Raw genomic sequence first — 16,649 nt, forward strand, 5'->3', positions numbered from 1 at the left:
GCGGTGGGTGCACTTCTGAGGCCGCTCCGGCATGTAACGATGTGCCAGCTCATGCTCTAGCGCTAGTCAGGCATGGATTGCCAAGCTCACCTGAAAGGAACTCGCCCAAAGATAGCATTCGTACAGCCCCCTTGATTCCGTTCGCACATATGGGATGGAATCTGTGAGACGGGAATAGTTCCTCTAACGATCAAGAATGAGCCAGTAGGAGCGTAAGTGATGTCAACAGATATGTTCGTAATGCATTCGGATCATACGCCGGCCGGGGATCAACCCGAAGCGATTGCCAGGCTAATTGCTGGCATCGAGGAGGGAGCAACACATCAGACCTTGAAGGGAATTACAGGGTCAGGGAAGACCTTCACGATGGCCAATGTGATCCATCGGCTGAAGCGACCCACGCTCATTCTTGCGCCAAACAAGACGTTGACTGCTCAGCTCTACGGGGAGATGAAGGCGCTGTTCCCCGAGAATGCCGTGGAGTATTTCGTTTCCTACTACGACTTCTTCCAGCCAGAGGTCTATATCCCAGGTAGCGATCGTTACATCCAGAAAGACTCAGCCATCAATGATCACCTTGAGAGGCTTCGACTATCGACTACGAAGTCTCTGATAGAGCGTAGAGACGTGATTGTTGTCGCTTCGGTGTCCTCAATCTATGGACTCGGGGACCCACAGAGCTACCGGGATCTGCAGGTTGAGCTTGCGCTTGGAATCGAGCTGGATCAGAGGGACTTCCTGCGTCGGCTTGCATCGCTTCAGTACGACAGGACTGAGCGGACCCTGAAGCGTGGCACGTTCCGTGTGTCTGGCGATGTGGTCGATATTTTTCCCGCCGACTCTGAGTACAAGGCAATTAGAGTAGAGCTCACGGATGAGGGGCGAGTGCAGTCGCTCACCTGGATTGATGCGATTACAGGGAAGAAGCTTGGCGATGAGACGCGCTACCTCGTTTCTCCAAAGACTCTTTTCGCAAGCCCCAAAACAGAAATCAATGAGGCTACGAAGTCCATCCTCAAGGATCTGGAGGCCAGGGTGGCGGAGCTCAACGCATCTGGTCGAATCGTTGAGGCAAATAGGCTTTACGAGAAGATCACGAACGACGTGGAGATGATGAGGGAGCTGGGCTATTGCTCTGGCATGGAGAACTACTCCAGTTACCTGAACTCAAAGCCGTCAGGAGCTAGGCCGACGACGCTCATGGACTACCTCCCGAAGGATGGCCTGCTATTTGTTGACGAGTCGCACGTCATGGTTCCTCAGATCGCGGCAATGTTCAGGAGCGATCAGAGCAGGAAGGAGACTCTAATCGAGTACGGGTTCCGTCTACCTTCGGCGATGAACAACAGACCGCTTAGCTTCTCTGAGTTTGAAGCCATCAAGCCTCAGACGATCTTCGTTTCGGCTACGCCTGGGGCCTATGAGATTGGTAGATCCAAGGGAAGATTGATTGACCAGCTCATCAGGCCCACTGGCTTGCTCGATCCGCTGGTAGAGGTGAGGCCGAGGGAGGGCTACAGGCGCGATCTTCTGTCAGAGATCGCCCGTTGTGTACGAGAGGGCGACAGGGTCTTGGTGACCACGCTGACAAAGGTGTCTGCTGAGGAGCTGTGCGAGTTCCTCGAGGATCAAGGGGTGCGTGCGAAGTACATGCACTCGGATATCAAGGCAGAGGATCGAGTTGAGATCATCAATGGGCTGAGGGCTGGCGAGTTCGATGTGCTAGTGGGCATCAGTCTGCTGAGAGAGGGACTCGATATTCCTGAGGCCTCTCTGGTCGCTATCGTTGATGCGGACCAGGCGGGCTTCCTTCGGTCGAGCCAGGCCCTCATTCAGATGATTGGACGAGCCGCAAGAAACTCGCGCGGTAAGGCGATCATGTATGCCGATACGATCACCAGTGCGATGCGGCAGGCCATTTCTGAGACTGATGACAGGCGACAGCATCAGATCGCGTTCAATGAGGAGTTCGGCATCACCCCGTCAACGTCTCGCGGAATGTTGGGATCAACAGAGGCTCGCCCTGACCGGTCGCAAGCCCATTCAGCGGAGTTCTGCGCCAACCTAAAAGATCTCTGTGATCGAATTACATCAAAGGAGCGACAGCTTCTGGAGCTCTCTGATGCCGGGGACGAGGAGGAGATCGAGTTCGTCAGGCTGGAGCTAGACAAGCTATACCGCCAATTCATCTACATGTAACCACTCTTTCGAGTGGTGGGGCGTGGCTCCTGCAGGAGCCCGCCTTTTCTGGTGTGCGGGTGGGGCGAGAGGGGCCTGTCACTGGCCTCTGGCGGCGGCTCGAAATCAGGTGCAGACTGAGTCAACGGAGCAAAAGACCCTCCCAGATTGCTAGCTTGCATACTATCGGGGAGTATAGTATCGTTCCCTCATGTGATACGTACAGGTGCGCAATGCCTCACAGCCCTCGGGAGAAAAAGCAGGCCCTTACCCGTGTACGTCGGATCAGCGGACAGGTGGCTGCATTGGAGCAGGCTCTGGAGAGCGGGGCGGAATGTGCTGCAGTACTTCAGCAGCTTGCTGCTGTGCGCGGGGCGGTCAATGGTTTGATGGCGACGGTTCTGGAGAGCTATCTGCGTGAAGAGTTCCCGCATAGCGACACGCACACCGACTCTCAGAGGAAGTCGATTGACGAGACCATCTCTATTGTCCGCTCCTATCTCCGTTAGTCAGTTCGCAGCATTGCTTGATGGCGCTAGTACTAAGTAGAGGAGGCAATCTATGGGTGTCCGAACTACTTCTTTTTCAAGTAGAACCCGCCATTCCTAGCCCCTTCGTGGGTTAGGGCGTCACGACTAGGACGTTGAGGCCTTTCCAGGAGGCTCCAGGGCATGCTGGATGATGTCAGTCGAGTTGCGCCTGTCTGTATTTCTTGGAGCGGGCATTCTCGGCCGGCGTCGTTGACTTCGGCATCTGACTGAGTCATGGCAGGCCCATTGAAGTGAGCTTCCAGCCTCGTTGCGGCCCCCATGCGGTCCGCGCCTGGCTTGGAAGGTGGGAGAGCAAGGGCCTGCGATCTATGCGGTGCTGTCCTCCCCGCTTGTTGTGGCTCCCACTACCGCCCTACACCAGAGCCGGTTCCACCACGCGGCCTTTCGCTGAGCTATCGCACAAGCAAGTGATAGGCCTCCCGTGAGCGGTGTTTAGAAGATCATCCATTCTTGAGGCTATGTATGAATGACCCATCCGGCCTGAGCCAAGCTGCAGGCACGCCAGCGGAAGGCTACGTATATGGGATGCCGGCGCACGCGGACCGCCGCGCCGCCGTTGAGGAAGTCCATGCGCGACCGCACCTGCTCACCCAGTCTCCGCGAAGCCTTCTCCAGCTCTCCTTCATGACAGAAGGGGACATGAGTCGAGATCGTGCCGCGATTGACGATCTGTCAGGTCGTATGGGGGCTGCAGTCGAGGATCACACCACACCTCATCACGCGCTTACGTGGAATGAGGGTGATCTGCACTGCGAGAAGCACACTGAGTTCTCTTCCTACCTCTGGAGCGCACCACTGAGCTCAGAAACAGGTGAGCCTTGTGGGGACAACCCGTTTAGACAGGGATTCAAGCCGCCAGGACCCGTGATCTCGGCTGTTAGCGTCAGGCTTTTGCCTTGGACCGCGGAGGCGGAGAAGGAAATAGATTGCTTTGATCCCGTCAGCCGCTGCTATTCGCTGGTTGAGAACGGTGCCGCGGCCATTGTGACCGACTTCCGGCAAGACGAGGAAGGGCTAACCCACATGCTCATCCTTGATCGTGACCTGACTCCGGCGCGGGCAGGAGCGCTGGCGCAACGACTGCTCGAGGTCGAGACATACCGAACGCTTGCCCTGCTAGCGCTACCGCTGACTCGCTCCATGACGTCGAATCTTCGTCGCATGGAGGCGCGTCTGGCTGCAATTACTGAAGAGATGCGCAGGGCCTCCGGTGGACGTCGTGACAGTGACGTACTCCTCTCGGATTTGACCAGCCTGGCTGCAGAGTTGGAGGCGGACGCCGCGGCAAATCTCTATAGGTTTGGTGCAAGTCGGGCTTACTACGAAATTGTTGAAGAGCGACTCGATGCGTTGGCCGAGGATCAAGTTGCCGGCTATAGCACCTGGGCGGACTTCTTGTATCGAAGAATTGCACCGGCCATGCGAACTTGCCAGTCCGTGAAGGAGCGGCAGGGCAAGCTCTCAGACAAGTTGACGCGCTCGATCTCGCTTCTTCGGTCGTGGATTGATGTTGAGCTCGAGCGGCAGAACCGCGATCTACTGGCGTCCATGAATGATCGGGCGAAGGTTCAGCTGCGCCTGCAGCAGACGGTGGAAGGTTTGTCGGTGGCCGCCATCTCGTACTACGTCGTAAGTCTTCTCGCATACCTGCTCAAGGGTTTGCCTGGGACGCATGACATCGCAGCAACCGTCACTGCGATCTTGGTTCCCGCTGTATTGCTGCTGATTTGGTGGATTGTCCGAAGGATCAGGCATGCACACGGTGACTCGGCTATCGAAGACAAGGCCTAAAGCCTGGCTTAAGGCCACATTCGATTCGCGATAGATGGCCTATCAAATTCAATTCTGAGGAAAGAACAATGGAACGCATTGAGCGTCACGCAAGCTTCGGTGGATGGCAAGACGTCTACCAGCATGAATCATCCAGCCTTGGCTGCACCATGAAGGTTGGAGTCTATCTCCCTCCGCAGGCGTCCAGCGGCCCGGTACCTGTTCTCTACTGGCTCTCGGGCCTGACGTGCACAGAGCAGAACTTCATCACCAAGTCTGCAGTGCAGCAGCTCGCTGCTGAGCATGGCATTGCCATCGTTGCTCCGGATACAAGTCCGCGCGGAGAGTCCGTCGCGGATGATCCGGCTTACGATCTCGGCCAAGGCGCAGGGTTCTACGTTAATGCCACCGAGGCACCGTGGTCTGACCACTACCGCATGTATGACTACGTTGTAAGTGAGCTGCCTGCTCTCGTTGAGAAGAACTTCCCTGTTAGCCAGGCTCGCTCAATTAGCGGCCACTCAATGGGCGGCCACGGTGCCTTGGTCATCGCTTTGCGAAACCCAGGTCGCTATCGCAGCGTATCCGCCTTCTCTCCGATCGTGGCACCTACTCAGGTTCCTTGGGGCCAGAAGGCGTTTTCGGCCTACCTGGGGGGAGATCAGGAGCAGTGGCGGCAGTATGACGCCGTGGAGCTGATCGCAGATGCAAAGGAGCGCCTGCCCCTGCTGGTGGATCAAGGGCTCAGCGATGATTTCTTGCAGAATCAGCTCCGCCCCGAACTGCTTCAAGATGCATGCGCCAAAGTGAATCATCCGCTCTCGCTGAACCTTCGCGATGGTTACGACCATAGCTACTACTTCATCTCCAGCTTCATTGCCGATCATCTCAAGCACCACGCATCGGCGCTGAACACCTAACCAAGGAGTGCTGCCGTGATCAAGACCTCCAGAAATCGTCATCAAGTTGTGATCGTTGGGGCGGGCTTCGGCGGACTGGAGGCCGCCACGCACCTTGAAGGAGTGGATGTCGATGTAACAATCATTGACCGGCGGAACTATCACTTGTTCCAGCCGCTGCTCTACCAGGTAGCTGGTGCGTCACTGTCACCGTCGGAGATTGCATGGCCGATCCGCTATCTGTTCCGTGACCGCCCCGAGGTGAGGACCCTCATGGCGGAGGTCGAGGGTGTGGATAAAGCTGCCCGCCAAGTGATCCTTCAGGACGGCACTCGATACCCTTACGACACCCTTGTGCTCGCTACGGGAGCGACACATGCCTACTTTGGGCATGACGAATGGTCGAAGTACGCTCCAGGCCTGAAGAGCCTGGAGGATGCAACAACCATTCGAGGCAGGATCCTGAGCGCGTTCGAACAAGCGGAGCTCTGCAATGATCCCGAGGTTCGAGAAGCCCTTCAAACCTTTGTGATCATTGGTGGTGGGCCTACAGGTGTCGAGCTTGCCGGAACCATCGCGGAGCTGGCGCGAGGCACGCTGCAGGATGACTTTCGGTCAGTTGATCCCAGCAAAACCCGGGTATTTCTCATTGAGGCGGGTCCGCGGCTGCTTCCCGTCTTTCCTGAAAAGCTCTCCGAGTACACGAGGCGCGCCCTCGAGAAGCTTGGGGTATCAGTTTTGTTGGGGGCACCTGTCACAGAGTGCGCCTCTGATGGGGTGATGCTCAATGGCAAGAAGCTGGCGGCATCCACAATCGTCTGGGCAGCCGGAGTTCAGGCGTCTCCAGCCGCACGTTGGCTCGACACCGAATCAGATCGGGCGGGGCGCGCAATCGTCGGCCCTGATCTAACGGTGCCTGGTTCCCCCAACATCTTCGTGATTGGGGACACTGCTTCATCAGCCACTGCGGACGGAAAGACCGTTCCTGGAATCGCGCCTGCGGCCAAGCAACAAGGCAAGTACGTCGCGGGCCAGATTGAAGGGCTGATAACAGGGGCGCGGAGGACCGCTGCGTTCAAGTACCGGCACCAAGGCAACCTCGCCACGATTGGACGCAGCCTTGCAGTAATCGATATGGGGAAGCTAAAGCTGAGCGGAGGAATCGCATGGTGGATCTGGAAGCTCGCTCACATCTACTTCCTTATCGGAGTGCGAAATCGCCTGAGCGTCGCAATGAGCTGGGTATGGAATCACAGCGTTGGATACAGAGGAGCTCGCATCATCCTCCGTGATAAAGCAGGCAATGCCACAAGCGGCTCATTGGATGGGAAGCTGAAATAGGGGCCAAGAAGCTCCGAATGCATACTCGCAACTGACTTCCCGAAGGAGAACACCTTGGCAGATCTATTCACAGCGAAACCAAGGGCACCACTGGCCGAACTGCTACGACCGAAGTCTCTCGACGAGTTCGTTGGGCAGCAGCACCTGCTGGGGCCAGGGAAGCCTTTGCGTCTTGCCTTTGAAGCAAGAAGTCTGCACTCCTTCATCATGTGGGGCCCCCGGGCGTCGGTAAGACCACCCTGGGGCGCCTCGCAGCGATGGTGACTGACAGTCACTTCATTGCGATCTCCGCCGTACTTGCCGGGGTAAAGGACATCAGGCAGGCCATTGATGATGCGCGGGCCGAACTCGACGTACGCGGTCGCTCCACGGTACTTTTCGTCGACGAAATTCACCGGTTCAACAAGGCCCAGCAGGATGCGCTGCTACCTCACGTTGAGTCAGGGCTACTCACACTGGTGGGTGGCACAACAGAGCATCCAGGACTGGCCGTTAACTCGGCGCTGCTTTCGCGCGCGCAGGTGTACACACTTGAGCCTCTCTCTGACGCAGATCTTGAGAAGCTCTACGAACGCGCCAGACCTCACTTGCGAGGCGTTGACCTCTCCGATCCCGCATTGCAGCTGCTGAAGGGCTTCGCTGATGGTGATGGCCGCAGATTCCTGAACCTTCTCGAGCAGGTCTCAACTGCGGCCTCTGAGAAGCGGGTGGAAGAGGTGGATCTTGAGTTTGCCAAGCGCTCCACTAGCCCGTCACTGCGCCGATTCGATAAGGGCGGGGACGAGTTCTATTGGCAGCTCTCCGCGTTTCACAAATCACTGCGTGGCTCTGACCCCGACGCCTCCCTCTACTGGCTAGCGCGCATTCTGGATGGGGGCGGGGACGTGAGCCAGGTCACACGTCGAATGATTGTTATGGCAAGCGAAGATATCGGAAATGCTGATCCGGGCGCTCTGCACTTGGCCATCCATGCTGCGCAGGCGTATGAGCGACTTGGCTCTCCTGAAGGTGAAATTGTCTTGGCCCAGGCTGCGACCTATCTGGCGCTCTCCCCCAAGTCGAATGCGTCCTATGCCGCTTGGGATCTAGCAAGGGCCTTCGTCAAGGAGCACGGATCATTGCCAGTTCCCATGCATCTTCGGAATGCTCCAGCGAAGCTTATGAGGCAGATGGGGTATCGACAAGCATATCGCTACGCGCATCATGAGCCAGACGGCTACGCAGCTGGACAGACGTACCTGCCGGAGGGTGTGGAGAGGCCGAACTGGTATCGGCCCACTGATCGGGGAGCTGAGCGCGCCTTGGCTGAGAGACAGGCATGGCAGCGAGCCTTGGATGAAGAGGCATCGCAAACCGAAGCCGAACCCTCTTCCGGCCAGTGATCCAGCTGAACTTAACGTCTACAACCTACAGAGAGATGCACATGCCAAACGCCACGTTCGGTGAAGCTTCCTGCAGTGTCGCAGCAAGCGGCCTTGTAGAGGTGCGCGGTGCGCGTGAGAACAACCTTAGAGACGTTGATGTCTCAATTCCTCGCAACGCACTGGTCGTCTTTTCCGGTGTATCCGGTTCCGGGAAGTCATCTCTTGCATTCGGGACAATCTATGCGGAAGCTCAAAGGAGGTACTTTGAGTCCGTTGCTCCCTATGCTCGACGCCTAATCGATCAGGCAGGCGTCCCTGATGTTGACTCCATCGATGGACTCCCGCCGGCAGTAGCGCTGCAGCAGCAGCGTGGTGCCAGCAATGCGCGATCTTCGGTGGGTAGCGTCACCACGCTATCCAGCCTCATTCGTATGATGTATTCCCGCGCGGAGCATATCCGGCTGATCAGCCTATGCTTTATGCCGAGGACTTCTCACCCAATACTCCCCAGGGCGCATGCGCGACCTGCCATGGCCTTGGCCATGTGTACGAGGTGACAGAGGCCCTCATGGTGCCGGATCCAAAGCTGAGCATCCGTGAGCGTGCCATTGCTTCGTGGCCACCTGCATGGCACGGGCAGAACCTTCGCGACATTCTGGTGACGCTGGGCTACGACATTGATAGGCCTTGGAAGGACCTTCCCAAGAAGGACCGCGATTGGATTCTGTTTACCGAGGAGTCGCCCACTGTGCCGGTCTATGCTGGGTTCACGCCGGCGGAGACGCGTGCGGCCCTGAAGCGTAAAACTGAGCCGAGCTACATGGGAACCTTCACTGGCGCCCGTAGGTATGTCCTGCACACGTTTGCTAACACGCAAAGTGCCCTGATGAGGCGCCGCGTATCGCGATACATGGAGGGTAAGCTTTGTCCCACGTGCCATGGCAAGCGGCTTAAGGCAGAGTCGCTGTCAGTGACATTTGCGGGTGTGGACATTGGTCAATTCATGCAGATGCCTCTTGACCAACTGGCGTCCCTGCTCGAGCCCATTTCTCGAGGAGACTTCAGTGCTCATGCTGGCGGGGGCAAGGCGAACAAGGAAGCCACCCGTCGTGATCGCGCCGATAGGGCGGCCAGTGGGCGGGCGGTCCACGCGGTGTCTCCTGACGTCCGCCGCACCTCAGCGCTGTCGGAGGAGAAGCGCCTGGCCGCGCAGCGCCTCGCTAGTGGAGTGATGAGCCGAATCAGTCAGTTGCGTGGCCTTGGGCTTGGCTATCTAACTTTGGATCGCGCTACGCCGACATTGTCCGCTGGCGAGCTGCAGCGATTGAGACTCGCCACGCAGTTGAGCTCGCTGCTCTTTGGCGTGGTGTACGTGTTGGACGAGCCGTCGGCAGGTCTTCATCCCTCCGACAGCCAGGCTCTCTATGACGCCTTGGACCGCCTCCGCGACGGTGGTAATTCCGTATTTGTTGTGGAGCACGATCTGGAGCTGATGCGCCGTGCCCAGTGGTTGGTGGATGTTGGGCCTGAGGCGGGAGAGCGGGGCGGCAAAGTGCTCTACAGCGGAGAGCCGGATGGTCTTCGTGACATCGACGAGTCACGTACCGCGTTGTACCTCTTTGACAAGGTCCCGCCCCCTAGTGGCCAAGAGCGTCAAGCGAGTGGTTGGCTGGAACTTCAGGGCATCCAGCGTCACAACCTGAAGCGCATTGATGCGAAGATACCTCTGGGCATCCTCACCGCGGTGACCGGGATTTCGGGATCGGGCAAGTCCAGCCTCGTCGCCCAAGCGTTGCCGGAGTTGATGATGCTTCAACTTGGCCACGAGCCTGAAGACGACGCGGTGGAAACGGGGGCAGCAGACGGGCCAACCGTCATCGAGACGACAGGGGGACACCTCGGCGGAGATGTCGATGCTATTCAGCGTCTCGTCCAGGTTGATCAGAAGCCAATCGGACGGACGCCGCGATCGAATCTCGCGACTTACACCGGCCTTTTCGATCATGTTCGAAAGCTGTTTGCCGCAACACCAGATGCGCGGCGTCGACGTTACGACGCAGGTCGATTCTCCTTCAACGTGGCCAAGGGACGTTGTGAGACGTGCGAAGGGGAGGGATTCGTGAGCGTCGAGCTGCTGTTTATGCCTAGCGTCTATGCACCGTGCCCAACGTGCCACGGTGCGCGATACAACGAAGCTACGCTGAAGGTGCTTTGGAACGGTAAGAACATTGCAGACGTTCTGCGGATGACTGTCGACGATGCACGTGAATTCTTTGGCGATGAGGACGCGATCGCTCGCCCACTTCAGTTGCTGAAGGAGATTGGTCTTGGATACCTTCGACTGGGCCAGCCGGCTACCGAGCTATCGGGTGGTGAAGCGCAGCGCATCAAGCTGGCCACAGAGCTTCAACGGAGCCAGCGCGGGCGGACACTGTATGTCCTGGATGAACCCACTACGGGCCTCCATGCCTCGGACGCGGATAGGCTGCTTGTGCAGCTCCAGCGGCTCGTTGATGCCGGCAATACGGTGGTCATGATTGAGCACGACATGCGTGCCGTTGCTCAGGCGGATTGGGTAATCGACGTGGGTCCAGGTGCCGGTGATGCGGGCGGGCAGATCGTGGCGGCAGGAACTCCAAAACAGGTCGCTCGCGTGAAGAGAAGCCGTACCGCCCCCTTCTTGGCTGAGGAACTCGCCCGCGCGGGTTGACCCGACGCTCTTTTGGCCACCATGAGCGTCCCTGGCGCTCATGGCGGCCAGATCCCGTATCAGAGAGCGGCCAAGCGACTCGGCGTTAGCGCTTCCCTGCTTTGGGTGGCGTTAGGGCCGAGGTGGGGGAGGGCGCCATCTGCGTAAGGCTCGGTAGTGCTCCGACGGCGGAATGGAGTGCATCGAAAACTACTCTGACGCGAGGTGAGACTGGGCCGCGTTGAGGCCGATAGACGTACAAGCCCCACGGCGCAGGATCGAATTCTTCCATCACACGCTGCAGAACACCTGACTGAATGAGTGGGGCAGCCATGTAATCAGCAAGTTGGGCAAACCCCAAGCCCGCAATGACCCCTGCCATCTCCATGTCGGCATTGTCTGCAATGAAGACCGGTGCTGTCGGCGCCACCTGTACGCCTCCAGCCAAGTACCAGGGCCAGGGCCTGCCTGTATTGATGTCCACCGACGCAACCAGTGGAAACCGCGAGAGCTCGCTAGTCTCCGCTGGTGCTCCGATTCTCTCTACAAGTGCGGGGGAGCCAACGACGTGCAGTCGCATCTCTCCTGCCTTCTTCGCAATGAATCTGCTATCACGCATGAAGCCGACGCGGATTCCGACATCGATCCCTTCATCGACAGCGTCTGCAACCCGATCGCTTAAGCGAACGTCCAAGACAATTCCCGGGTGACTTTGGGTCACTGTATCCAAGGCGGCAAGAACTGCCCTGGAGCCCATGCTGTGAGGGGCACTAATTCGGACTGTGCCCTCAATCTGTGAGGCCGTCGCCTTGGTTCGCGGGCGCCACAGCTTGTCTAAGCCCTCAAGCGCCGGCCGCAGCTGATGTAAGAGGTCCTCCCCAAAGGCCGTGATGCGAACCTGGCGTGTGCTTCGGTGGAACAACAGCTCCCCGTAATGACTTTCAAGGGCCTGTATCGCTCGGGTGATGGCCTGAGGAGAGCTTCCCAGTCGAACAGCGGCCTCACGAAAGCTCGGCGCCTCAGCCGCGGCCCTAAACGTCTTTAGAAGATCCAGCTCGCTGTTCATCTTAAGGCCCTGTGGTCGTTGGGCTCATATTATTCCATTTCAGGGAATTATGAAATCCTATCAATTCCATATACAACAATTCTTCAGGTCTCCAGAATTCCTCCACACCCTCACCTGACCGGAGAACCTGATGAGCAAGTTCAACTACATCGAAGAGTACTACCAGGCATTCAACCGCGGTGATCGCGACGCGATGCTCTCGATGCTCACTGACGACGTTGTGCACGATCTAAATCAGGGGAATCGCGAAGTAGGGATCGACGCATTCCGCGCGTTCCTGAGCCGCATGGATTCCTGCTACAGCGAGCAGCTTCACGACATCGTGGTGATGTACAGCAGCGATGGTGCGCGTGCCGGCGCGGAGTACGTGGTGCACGGACTCTACCACCACACGGACGAAGGTCTCCCTGCAGCTGCAGGGCAGATCTATGTTCTTCCCGGTGGCGCGTTCTTTGACATCCGTGATGGAAAGATTGCGCGCGTTACCAACTACTACAACCTGGAGGACTGGATTTCCCAGGTCCACAAGGCGCCCTGAAATGGCTACCAACGTGCGAGTAGAGGTACTGGTCGGCACCGAAATCGAGGACTGGCTCGATCGCGTCGCTCAGCTGCGGATCGAGATATTCAGTAGCTATCCCTACCTGTACGAAGGAGACATGGACTATGAGCGTCACTACCTCCGCAATTATGCGACGTCTGACGGGGGCATCGTTGTTCTGGCCAGGGATGGAAGGGACGTTGTAGGTGCATCGACTGGCCTTCCTTTGTTGAGCGCCGATGCCGCTTTCATTCGTCCCTTCCAGGAGCACGGTCCCCGGCCAGAAGAAGTCTTCTACTGCGGGGAGTCCGTACTGAGGCCGGAGTACAGAGGAGCTGGCTTGGGCCACGTCTTCTTTGATCGAAGAGAGGAGCAAGCCCGACGAAAGGGCTTCAAGTGGTCTTCTTTCGCGTCGGTGGTTCGGTCGGAGACTGATCCGCTTAGGCCACCTGGATATCGAAGCAATGAAGGCTTCTGGACTCGCCGTGGGTATGCACAACAGAGCGCGATGAAGGTCGCTCTTCCTTGGCGGCAGCATGGAGCCACGCACGAAACCGAGCAGACACTTTCACTTTGGCTCCGTTCCTTGGAGGACGTTACATGAAGATTGCAGCAGCTAAGTACGTGATCGGTCGTCCGAAGACCTTTGCCGAGTTCGCTGCGCGCCAGCGCCGAATTCTGAATGACGCACGGGAACAAGGAGTTGAGCTTGCAGTACTTCCGGAATACCTGTCGCTGGAACTGGGTTCGACTCTTCCAGAAGCTCTTCAGCTTAGCCTGAGGTCCACCCTGGAGTCGCTCCAGATCTATCAGAGCGCATGGTGTGAGCTCTACAGCACCTTGGCTGTCGAACTGGGAATGACCATCCAGGCAGGAACGTTCCTCACCGCAACATCCCATGGGATGTATCGCAACCGTGCCTGGTGGTTCACAGCTGATGGTCGCAGCGGATGGCAGGACAAGCTTCAGCTTACTGGCTTCGAGAAGCAGGCAGTTGTCATCGAGCCTGGCGATCGCATCGCGGCGTTTGAGCAGGACGGAAAGCGTGTCGGGATTGCGGTTTGCTATGACAGCGAATTTCCGCTTCCTGTTCGCCTCCAGCAAGAGGCAGGGGTGCGCTTGCTGTTGGTGCCAAGTTGCACCGACACCGACGCCGGTGCCACCCGTGTCGATGTTGGGTGCCGAGCGCGAGCGCTTGAGAATCGGATGTTCGTGGCAAAGGCGGTCACCGCCGGCGTCGCCGACTGGAGTGAAGCGCTTGATGTCAACACCGGTGAGGCAATGATCCTCTCACCGATGGACCATGGCTTCCCCAGTGACGGCGTGCTCGCAGCGACCTCCGACGATCAGGAGTGGGCGATTGCTGACATTGACTTCGCAGCGCTCGAAGCAAGCCGTGCACGAGCGCAGGTAGCCGTCGACAAGGATTGGGATGGTCAGCTCCGCTTCCATTCCGTTGAGGTCCTGAACTAACCAACGTCTAGATGCCTGGGCCATGAAGTGCTCGTGGGCGTCGCTGGCAACTCAAATACCTGGGGAATCAAAATGCATCGTATTGTCATTGTTGGTGGTGGGGCCGGAGGGCTGGAGCTGGCTACGCAGCTGGGCCGGAAGCTCGGGCGCTCAGGGCGAGCAAAAGTCACTCTTGTCGATGCTCGGATGACGCATCTGTGGAAGCCACTCCTTCACGAGGTTGCCTCAGGCGCGTTGGATGCCGCAGAAAGTGAGCTCAACTATCTCGCCCAAGCTAGCTGGAATCACTTCCAGTTTCAGTTGGGGCGGATGACGGGTTTGGATCAGAAGTCCAGAAAGATCGAGCTTGCCCCACTGTACGATGAGGAGGGCAACGTTATTGCGCCCCGTCGCTCGATCTCCTACGACACCCTGGTGATCAGTGTGGGTAGCGGAACGAACGACTTTGGAACTCCCGGTGCAGCGGATCATTGCCTGTTCCTGGACGATCCCGATGCCGCCATTGCTTTCCAGAAGCGGCTGCTGAGCGAGTACATGGGCGCGCAAGCGCGTGGCAAGTCAGAAACACTGGAGGTTGCGATCGTCGGCGCCGGTGCCACCGGTGTCGAGCTGGCGGCCGAGCTGCGTGATGCTGCAAGGCAATTTAGCGCTTATGGGCTGGACAAGATCTCTCCCGAGAATCTGAAGATCACGCTTATCGAGGCTGGTCCGCGAGTGCTGCCAGCTCTGCCAGAGCGCGTGAGCCTGCCGGTCGCCGAGCGGCTTGTACATGAAGGCGTTCGTGTCATGTGTGGCTCGGCTGTGACCCTAGTGGATGAAGAGGGCCTGCAACTCGCCAATGGCATCAAGGTTGCTGCGAGGCTGAAGGTATGGGCGGCGGGCATCCGTGCTCCCGTCTTCCTTGCATCCCTCGGGAACCTAAAGACCAATCGCATCAACCAGCTCGAGGTATCTGAAACGCTGCAGACAACGCAGGATCCGAACATCTTCGCATTCGGGGATTGTGCAGCCTGCCCGAATGGACACAGCGGTACAAACGTTCCCCCCAGGGCACAGGCCGCTCATCAGCAGGCTCACTTCCTTGCGCTGGCAATTACCCGCCGTATCGAGGGACGCCCGCTGCCCAGCTTCACCTATCGAGACTATGGATCGCTGGTGTCCCTGTCGAGGGAGGGCGCCGTTGGCACGCTGATGGGCAACCTCATGGGGTCATTCAAGGTCGAGGGCTGGCTGGCCAGGATGTTCTACATCTCACTGTATCGCATGCACCAGAGGAGCCTGTTCGGTACACGCCGGGTGGTTGCGCGCATGTTGGCAGACGCATTGGGACGGAGTACGGAGCCTCGCCTCAAGTTGCATTGATGCGGGCGAGCTGAGGGGCGGAGCTGCGAGTCAATAATTCCAACGCAAGGAATTATGAAATCCAATCTGTTCCATATACAGCAATCCATCGAAGTCCAATACTTGGTCCCAACAGCTCGCCAAGAAGAATGCTGTAGGCGCATTCGACCTGATTGAAACGCGTTCTAGAGCCGGCGCCAGGGGCGGCGCGCCCGATGTACCACTGATCAAGCTCGCCCCAAAGACCGTTGTCGCACTTATCTCGTTACACCCAAGGAGAACTCACATGAAATCCCGTGCAGCCGTTGCATTCGGTCCCGGTCAACCGCTCGAGATCGTCGAAATCGATGTTGCTCCGCCGAAGAAGGGCGAAGTACTGGTGAAGATCACCAGCACCGGTGTCTGCCATACCGACGCATTCACCCTGTCGGGCAATGACCCTGAAGGCCTGTTCCCGGTGGTGCTGGGCCATGAAGGCGCCGGCATCGTTGTCGAAGTGGGCGAGGGCGTGACCAGTGTGAAGCCCGGCGATCACGTCATCCCGCTGTACACCGCAGAATGCGGTGAGTGTCTGTTCTGCAAGAGCGGCAAGACCAACCTGTGCGTTGCCGTACGCGCCACCCAGGGTAAGGGCGTGATGCCTGATGGCACCAGCCGCTTCAGCTACAACGGCCAGCCGCTGTATCACTACATGGGCTGCTCGACCTTCAGCGAGTACACCGTCGTGGCCGAAGTCTCTCTGGCCAAGATCAATCCGGAAGCGAATCCGGAGCACGTCTGCCTGCTCGGTTGCGGTGTCACCACTGGCATTGGTGCGGTGCACAACACGGCCAAGGTGCAGGAAGGTGACAGCGTGGCCGTGTTCGGCCTCGGTGGCATCGGCCTGGCGGTGATCCAGGGTGCTCGTCAGGCGAAGGCTGGTCGCATCATCGCAGTGGACACCAACCCGTCCAAGTTCGAGTTGGCCAAGCAGTTCGGCGCAACCGAATTCGTGAACCCGAAGGATTACGACCGTCCGGTTCAAGAAGTCATCGTTGAGATGACCGGCTGGGGCGTCGATCACAGCTTCGAGTGCATCGGCAACGTCAATGTGATGCGTTCGGCGCTGGAGTGTGCACACCGCGGCTGGGGCCAGAGCGTTGTCATCGGTGTGGCCGGTGCTGGTCAGGAGATCTCCACCCGTCCGTTCCAGCTCGTGACCGGTCGTCGCTGGATTGGCAGCGCCTTCGGTGGTGTGAAGGGCCGTAGCCAGCTGCCTGGCATGGTCGAAGACGCCATGCGGGGTGAGATCGATCTGGCTCCGTTCGTGACCCATACGATGGGCCTGGAAGCAATCAACGAAGCCTTCGAACTCATGCACGAAGGCAAGTCCATTCGTACTGTCATCAACTACTGATGCACCGCAGCACCGGGCAACCGGTGCTGCACTTCCAACA

At 58.2% G+C, this 16,649-nt stretch carries 11 protein-coding genes and 2 pseudogenes; 12 read left to right on the forward strand and 1 reads right to left on the reverse strand.

The window, feature by feature from the left end:
• Nucleotides 1–219: 219 nt before the first annotated feature.
• The 7 genes and pseudogenes from uvrB to FQS62_RS11280 all read left to right on the forward strand — a co-directional run bounded on the left by uvrB (nucleotide 220) and on the right by FQS62_RS11280 (nucleotide 10,813).
• Complete coding sequence (uvrB, locus tag FQS62_RS11250) at nucleotides 220–2,199, forward strand: excinuclease ABC subunit UvrB (protein WP_180855151.1); 1,980 nt, start codon at nucleotides 220–222, stop codon at nucleotides 2,197–2,199.
• A gap of 212 nt (nucleotides 2,200–2,411) precedes the next feature.
• Nucleotides 2,412–2,687 (forward strand): formaldehyde-responsive transcriptional repressor FrmR, encoded by a 276-nt coding sequence (gene frmR / locus FQS62_RS11255; RefSeq protein WP_017354484.1) that lies wholly within the window; start codon nucleotides 2,412–2,414, stop codon nucleotides 2,685–2,687.
• Between the two features lie 504 nt (nucleotides 2,688–3,191).
• Entirely contained in the window at nucleotides 3,192–4,520 is a 1,329-nt protein-coding gene (locus FQS62_RS11260; protein ID WP_180855149.1) for a DUF3422 family protein, read from the forward strand.
• Between the two features lie 68 nt (nucleotides 4,521–4,588).
• Entirely contained in the window at nucleotides 4,589–5,419 is an 831-nt protein-coding gene (gene fghA / locus FQS62_RS11265; RefSeq protein WP_180855147.1) for an S-formylglutathione hydrolase, read from the forward strand.
• 15 nt (nucleotides 5,420–5,434) lie between these two features.
• Nucleotides 5,435–6,739 (forward strand): NAD(P)/FAD-dependent oxidoreductase, encoded by a 1,305-nt coding sequence (locus FQS62_RS11270; protein ID WP_180855145.1) that lies wholly within the window; start codon nucleotides 5,435–5,437, stop codon nucleotides 6,737–6,739.
• Nucleotides 6,740–6,793: 54 nt separating this feature from the next.
• Nucleotides 6,794–8,121 (forward strand): annotated as a pseudogene (locus tag FQS62_RS11275) (replication-associated recombination protein A).
• A gap of 41 nt (nucleotides 8,122–8,162) precedes the next feature.
• Nucleotides 8,163–10,813, forward strand: a pseudogene (locus tag FQS62_RS11280) (excinuclease ABC subunit UvrA).
• An 85-nt stretch (nucleotides 10,814–10,898) separates the two neighbouring features.
• Here the strand turns inward: FQS62_RS11280 and FQS62_RS11285 are convergent.
• Nucleotides 10,899–11,858 carry a LysR family transcriptional regulator gene (locus FQS62_RS11285; protein WP_180855139.1) on the reverse strand — a complete coding sequence of 320 codons (960 nt, stop codon included), beginning with the start codon at nucleotides 11,856–11,858 and terminating at the stop codon, nucleotides 10,899–10,901.
• Between the two features lie 130 nt (nucleotides 11,859–11,988).
• On the opposite strand from FQS62_RS11285, the gene FQS62_RS11290 reads away from it, so the two are divergent.
• The 5 genes from FQS62_RS11290 to FQS62_RS11310 all read left to right on the forward strand — a co-directional run bounded on the left by FQS62_RS11290 (nucleotide 11,989) and on the right by FQS62_RS11310 (nucleotide 16,609).
• Nucleotides 11,989–12,396, forward strand: coding sequence for a ketosteroid isomerase-related protein (locus FQS62_RS11290; RefSeq protein WP_005413338.1), 408 nt, complete (start codon nucleotides 11,989–11,991; stop codon nucleotides 12,394–12,396).
• A 1-nt stretch (nucleotide 12,397) separates the two neighbouring features.
• The gene (locus tag FQS62_RS11295; protein ID WP_017354477.1) at nucleotides 12,398–13,003 is read left to right on the forward strand and encodes a GNAT family N-acetyltransferase; all 606 of its coding nucleotides are present in this window, start codon (nucleotides 12,398–12,400) and stop codon (nucleotides 13,001–13,003) included.
• The gene (locus FQS62_RS11300) at nucleotides 13,000–13,872 is read left to right on the forward strand and encodes a carbon-nitrogen hydrolase family protein (RefSeq protein WP_017354476.1); all 873 of its coding nucleotides are present in this window, start codon (nucleotides 13,000–13,002) and stop codon (nucleotides 13,870–13,872) included. The genes FQS62_RS11295 and FQS62_RS11300 overlap by 4 nt, the downstream gene beginning before the upstream one ends.
• A 72-nt stretch (nucleotides 13,873–13,944) precedes the next feature.
• Entirely contained in the window at nucleotides 13,945–15,234 is a 1,290-nt protein-coding gene (locus tag FQS62_RS11305; RefSeq protein WP_180855137.1) for an NAD(P)/FAD-dependent oxidoreductase, read from the forward strand.
• 265 nt (nucleotides 15,235–15,499) lie between these two features.
• Nucleotides 15,500–16,609: an S-(hydroxymethyl)glutathione dehydrogenase/class III alcohol dehydrogenase gene (locus tag FQS62_RS11310; protein ID WP_005413335.1), complete on the forward strand. Its 1,110-nt coding sequence runs from the start codon at nucleotides 15,500–15,502 to the stop codon at nucleotides 16,607–16,609.
• Nucleotides 16,610–16,649 lie beyond the last annotated feature (40 nt).

It is taken from the genome of Stenotrophomonas sp. SBJS02, assembly GCF_020428325.2.
In the GTDB taxonomy this organism is placed as follows: Bacteria; Pseudomonadota; Gammaproteobacteria; order Xanthomonadales; family Xanthomonadaceae; genus Stenotrophomonas; species Stenotrophomonas africana.

Coding starts and splice junctions, on each gene's coding strand:
- FQS62_RS11290 (WP_005413338.1), top strand. CDS start 11,989: ATGAGCAAGTTCAACTACATCGAAGAGTACTACCAGGCATTCAACCGC.
- FQS62_RS11300 (WP_017354476.1), top strand. CDS start 13,000: ATGAAGATTGCAGCAGCTAAGTACGTGATCGGTCGTCCGAAGACCTTT.
- frmR (WP_017354484.1), top strand. CDS start 2,412: ATGCCTCACAGCCCTCGGGAGAAAAAGCAGGCCCTTACCCGTGTACGT.
- FQS62_RS11285 (WP_180855139.1), bottom strand. CDS start 11,858: ATGAACAGCGAGCTGGATCTTCTAAAGACGTTTAGGGCCGCGGCTGAG.
- FQS62_RS11305 (WP_180855137.1), top strand. CDS start 13,945: ATGCATCGTATTGTCATTGTTGGTGGTGGGGCCGGAGGGCTGGAGCTG.
- FQS62_RS11310 (WP_005413335.1), top strand. CDS start 15,500: ATGAAATCCCGTGCAGCCGTTGCATTCGGTCCCGGTCAACCGCTCGAG.
- fghA (WP_180855147.1), top strand. CDS start 4,589: ATGGAACGCATTGAGCGTCACGCAAGCTTCGGTGGATGGCAAGACGTC.
- uvrB (WP_180855151.1), top strand. CDS start 220: ATGTCAACAGATATGTTCGTAATGCATTCGGATCATACGCCGGCCGGG.
- FQS62_RS11260 (WP_180855149.1), top strand. CDS start 3,192: ATGAATGACCCATCCGGCCTGAGCCAAGCTGCAGGCACGCCAGCGGAA.
- FQS62_RS11295 (WP_017354477.1), top strand. CDS start 12,398: ATGGCTACCAACGTGCGAGTAGAGGTACTGGTCGGCACCGAAATCGAG.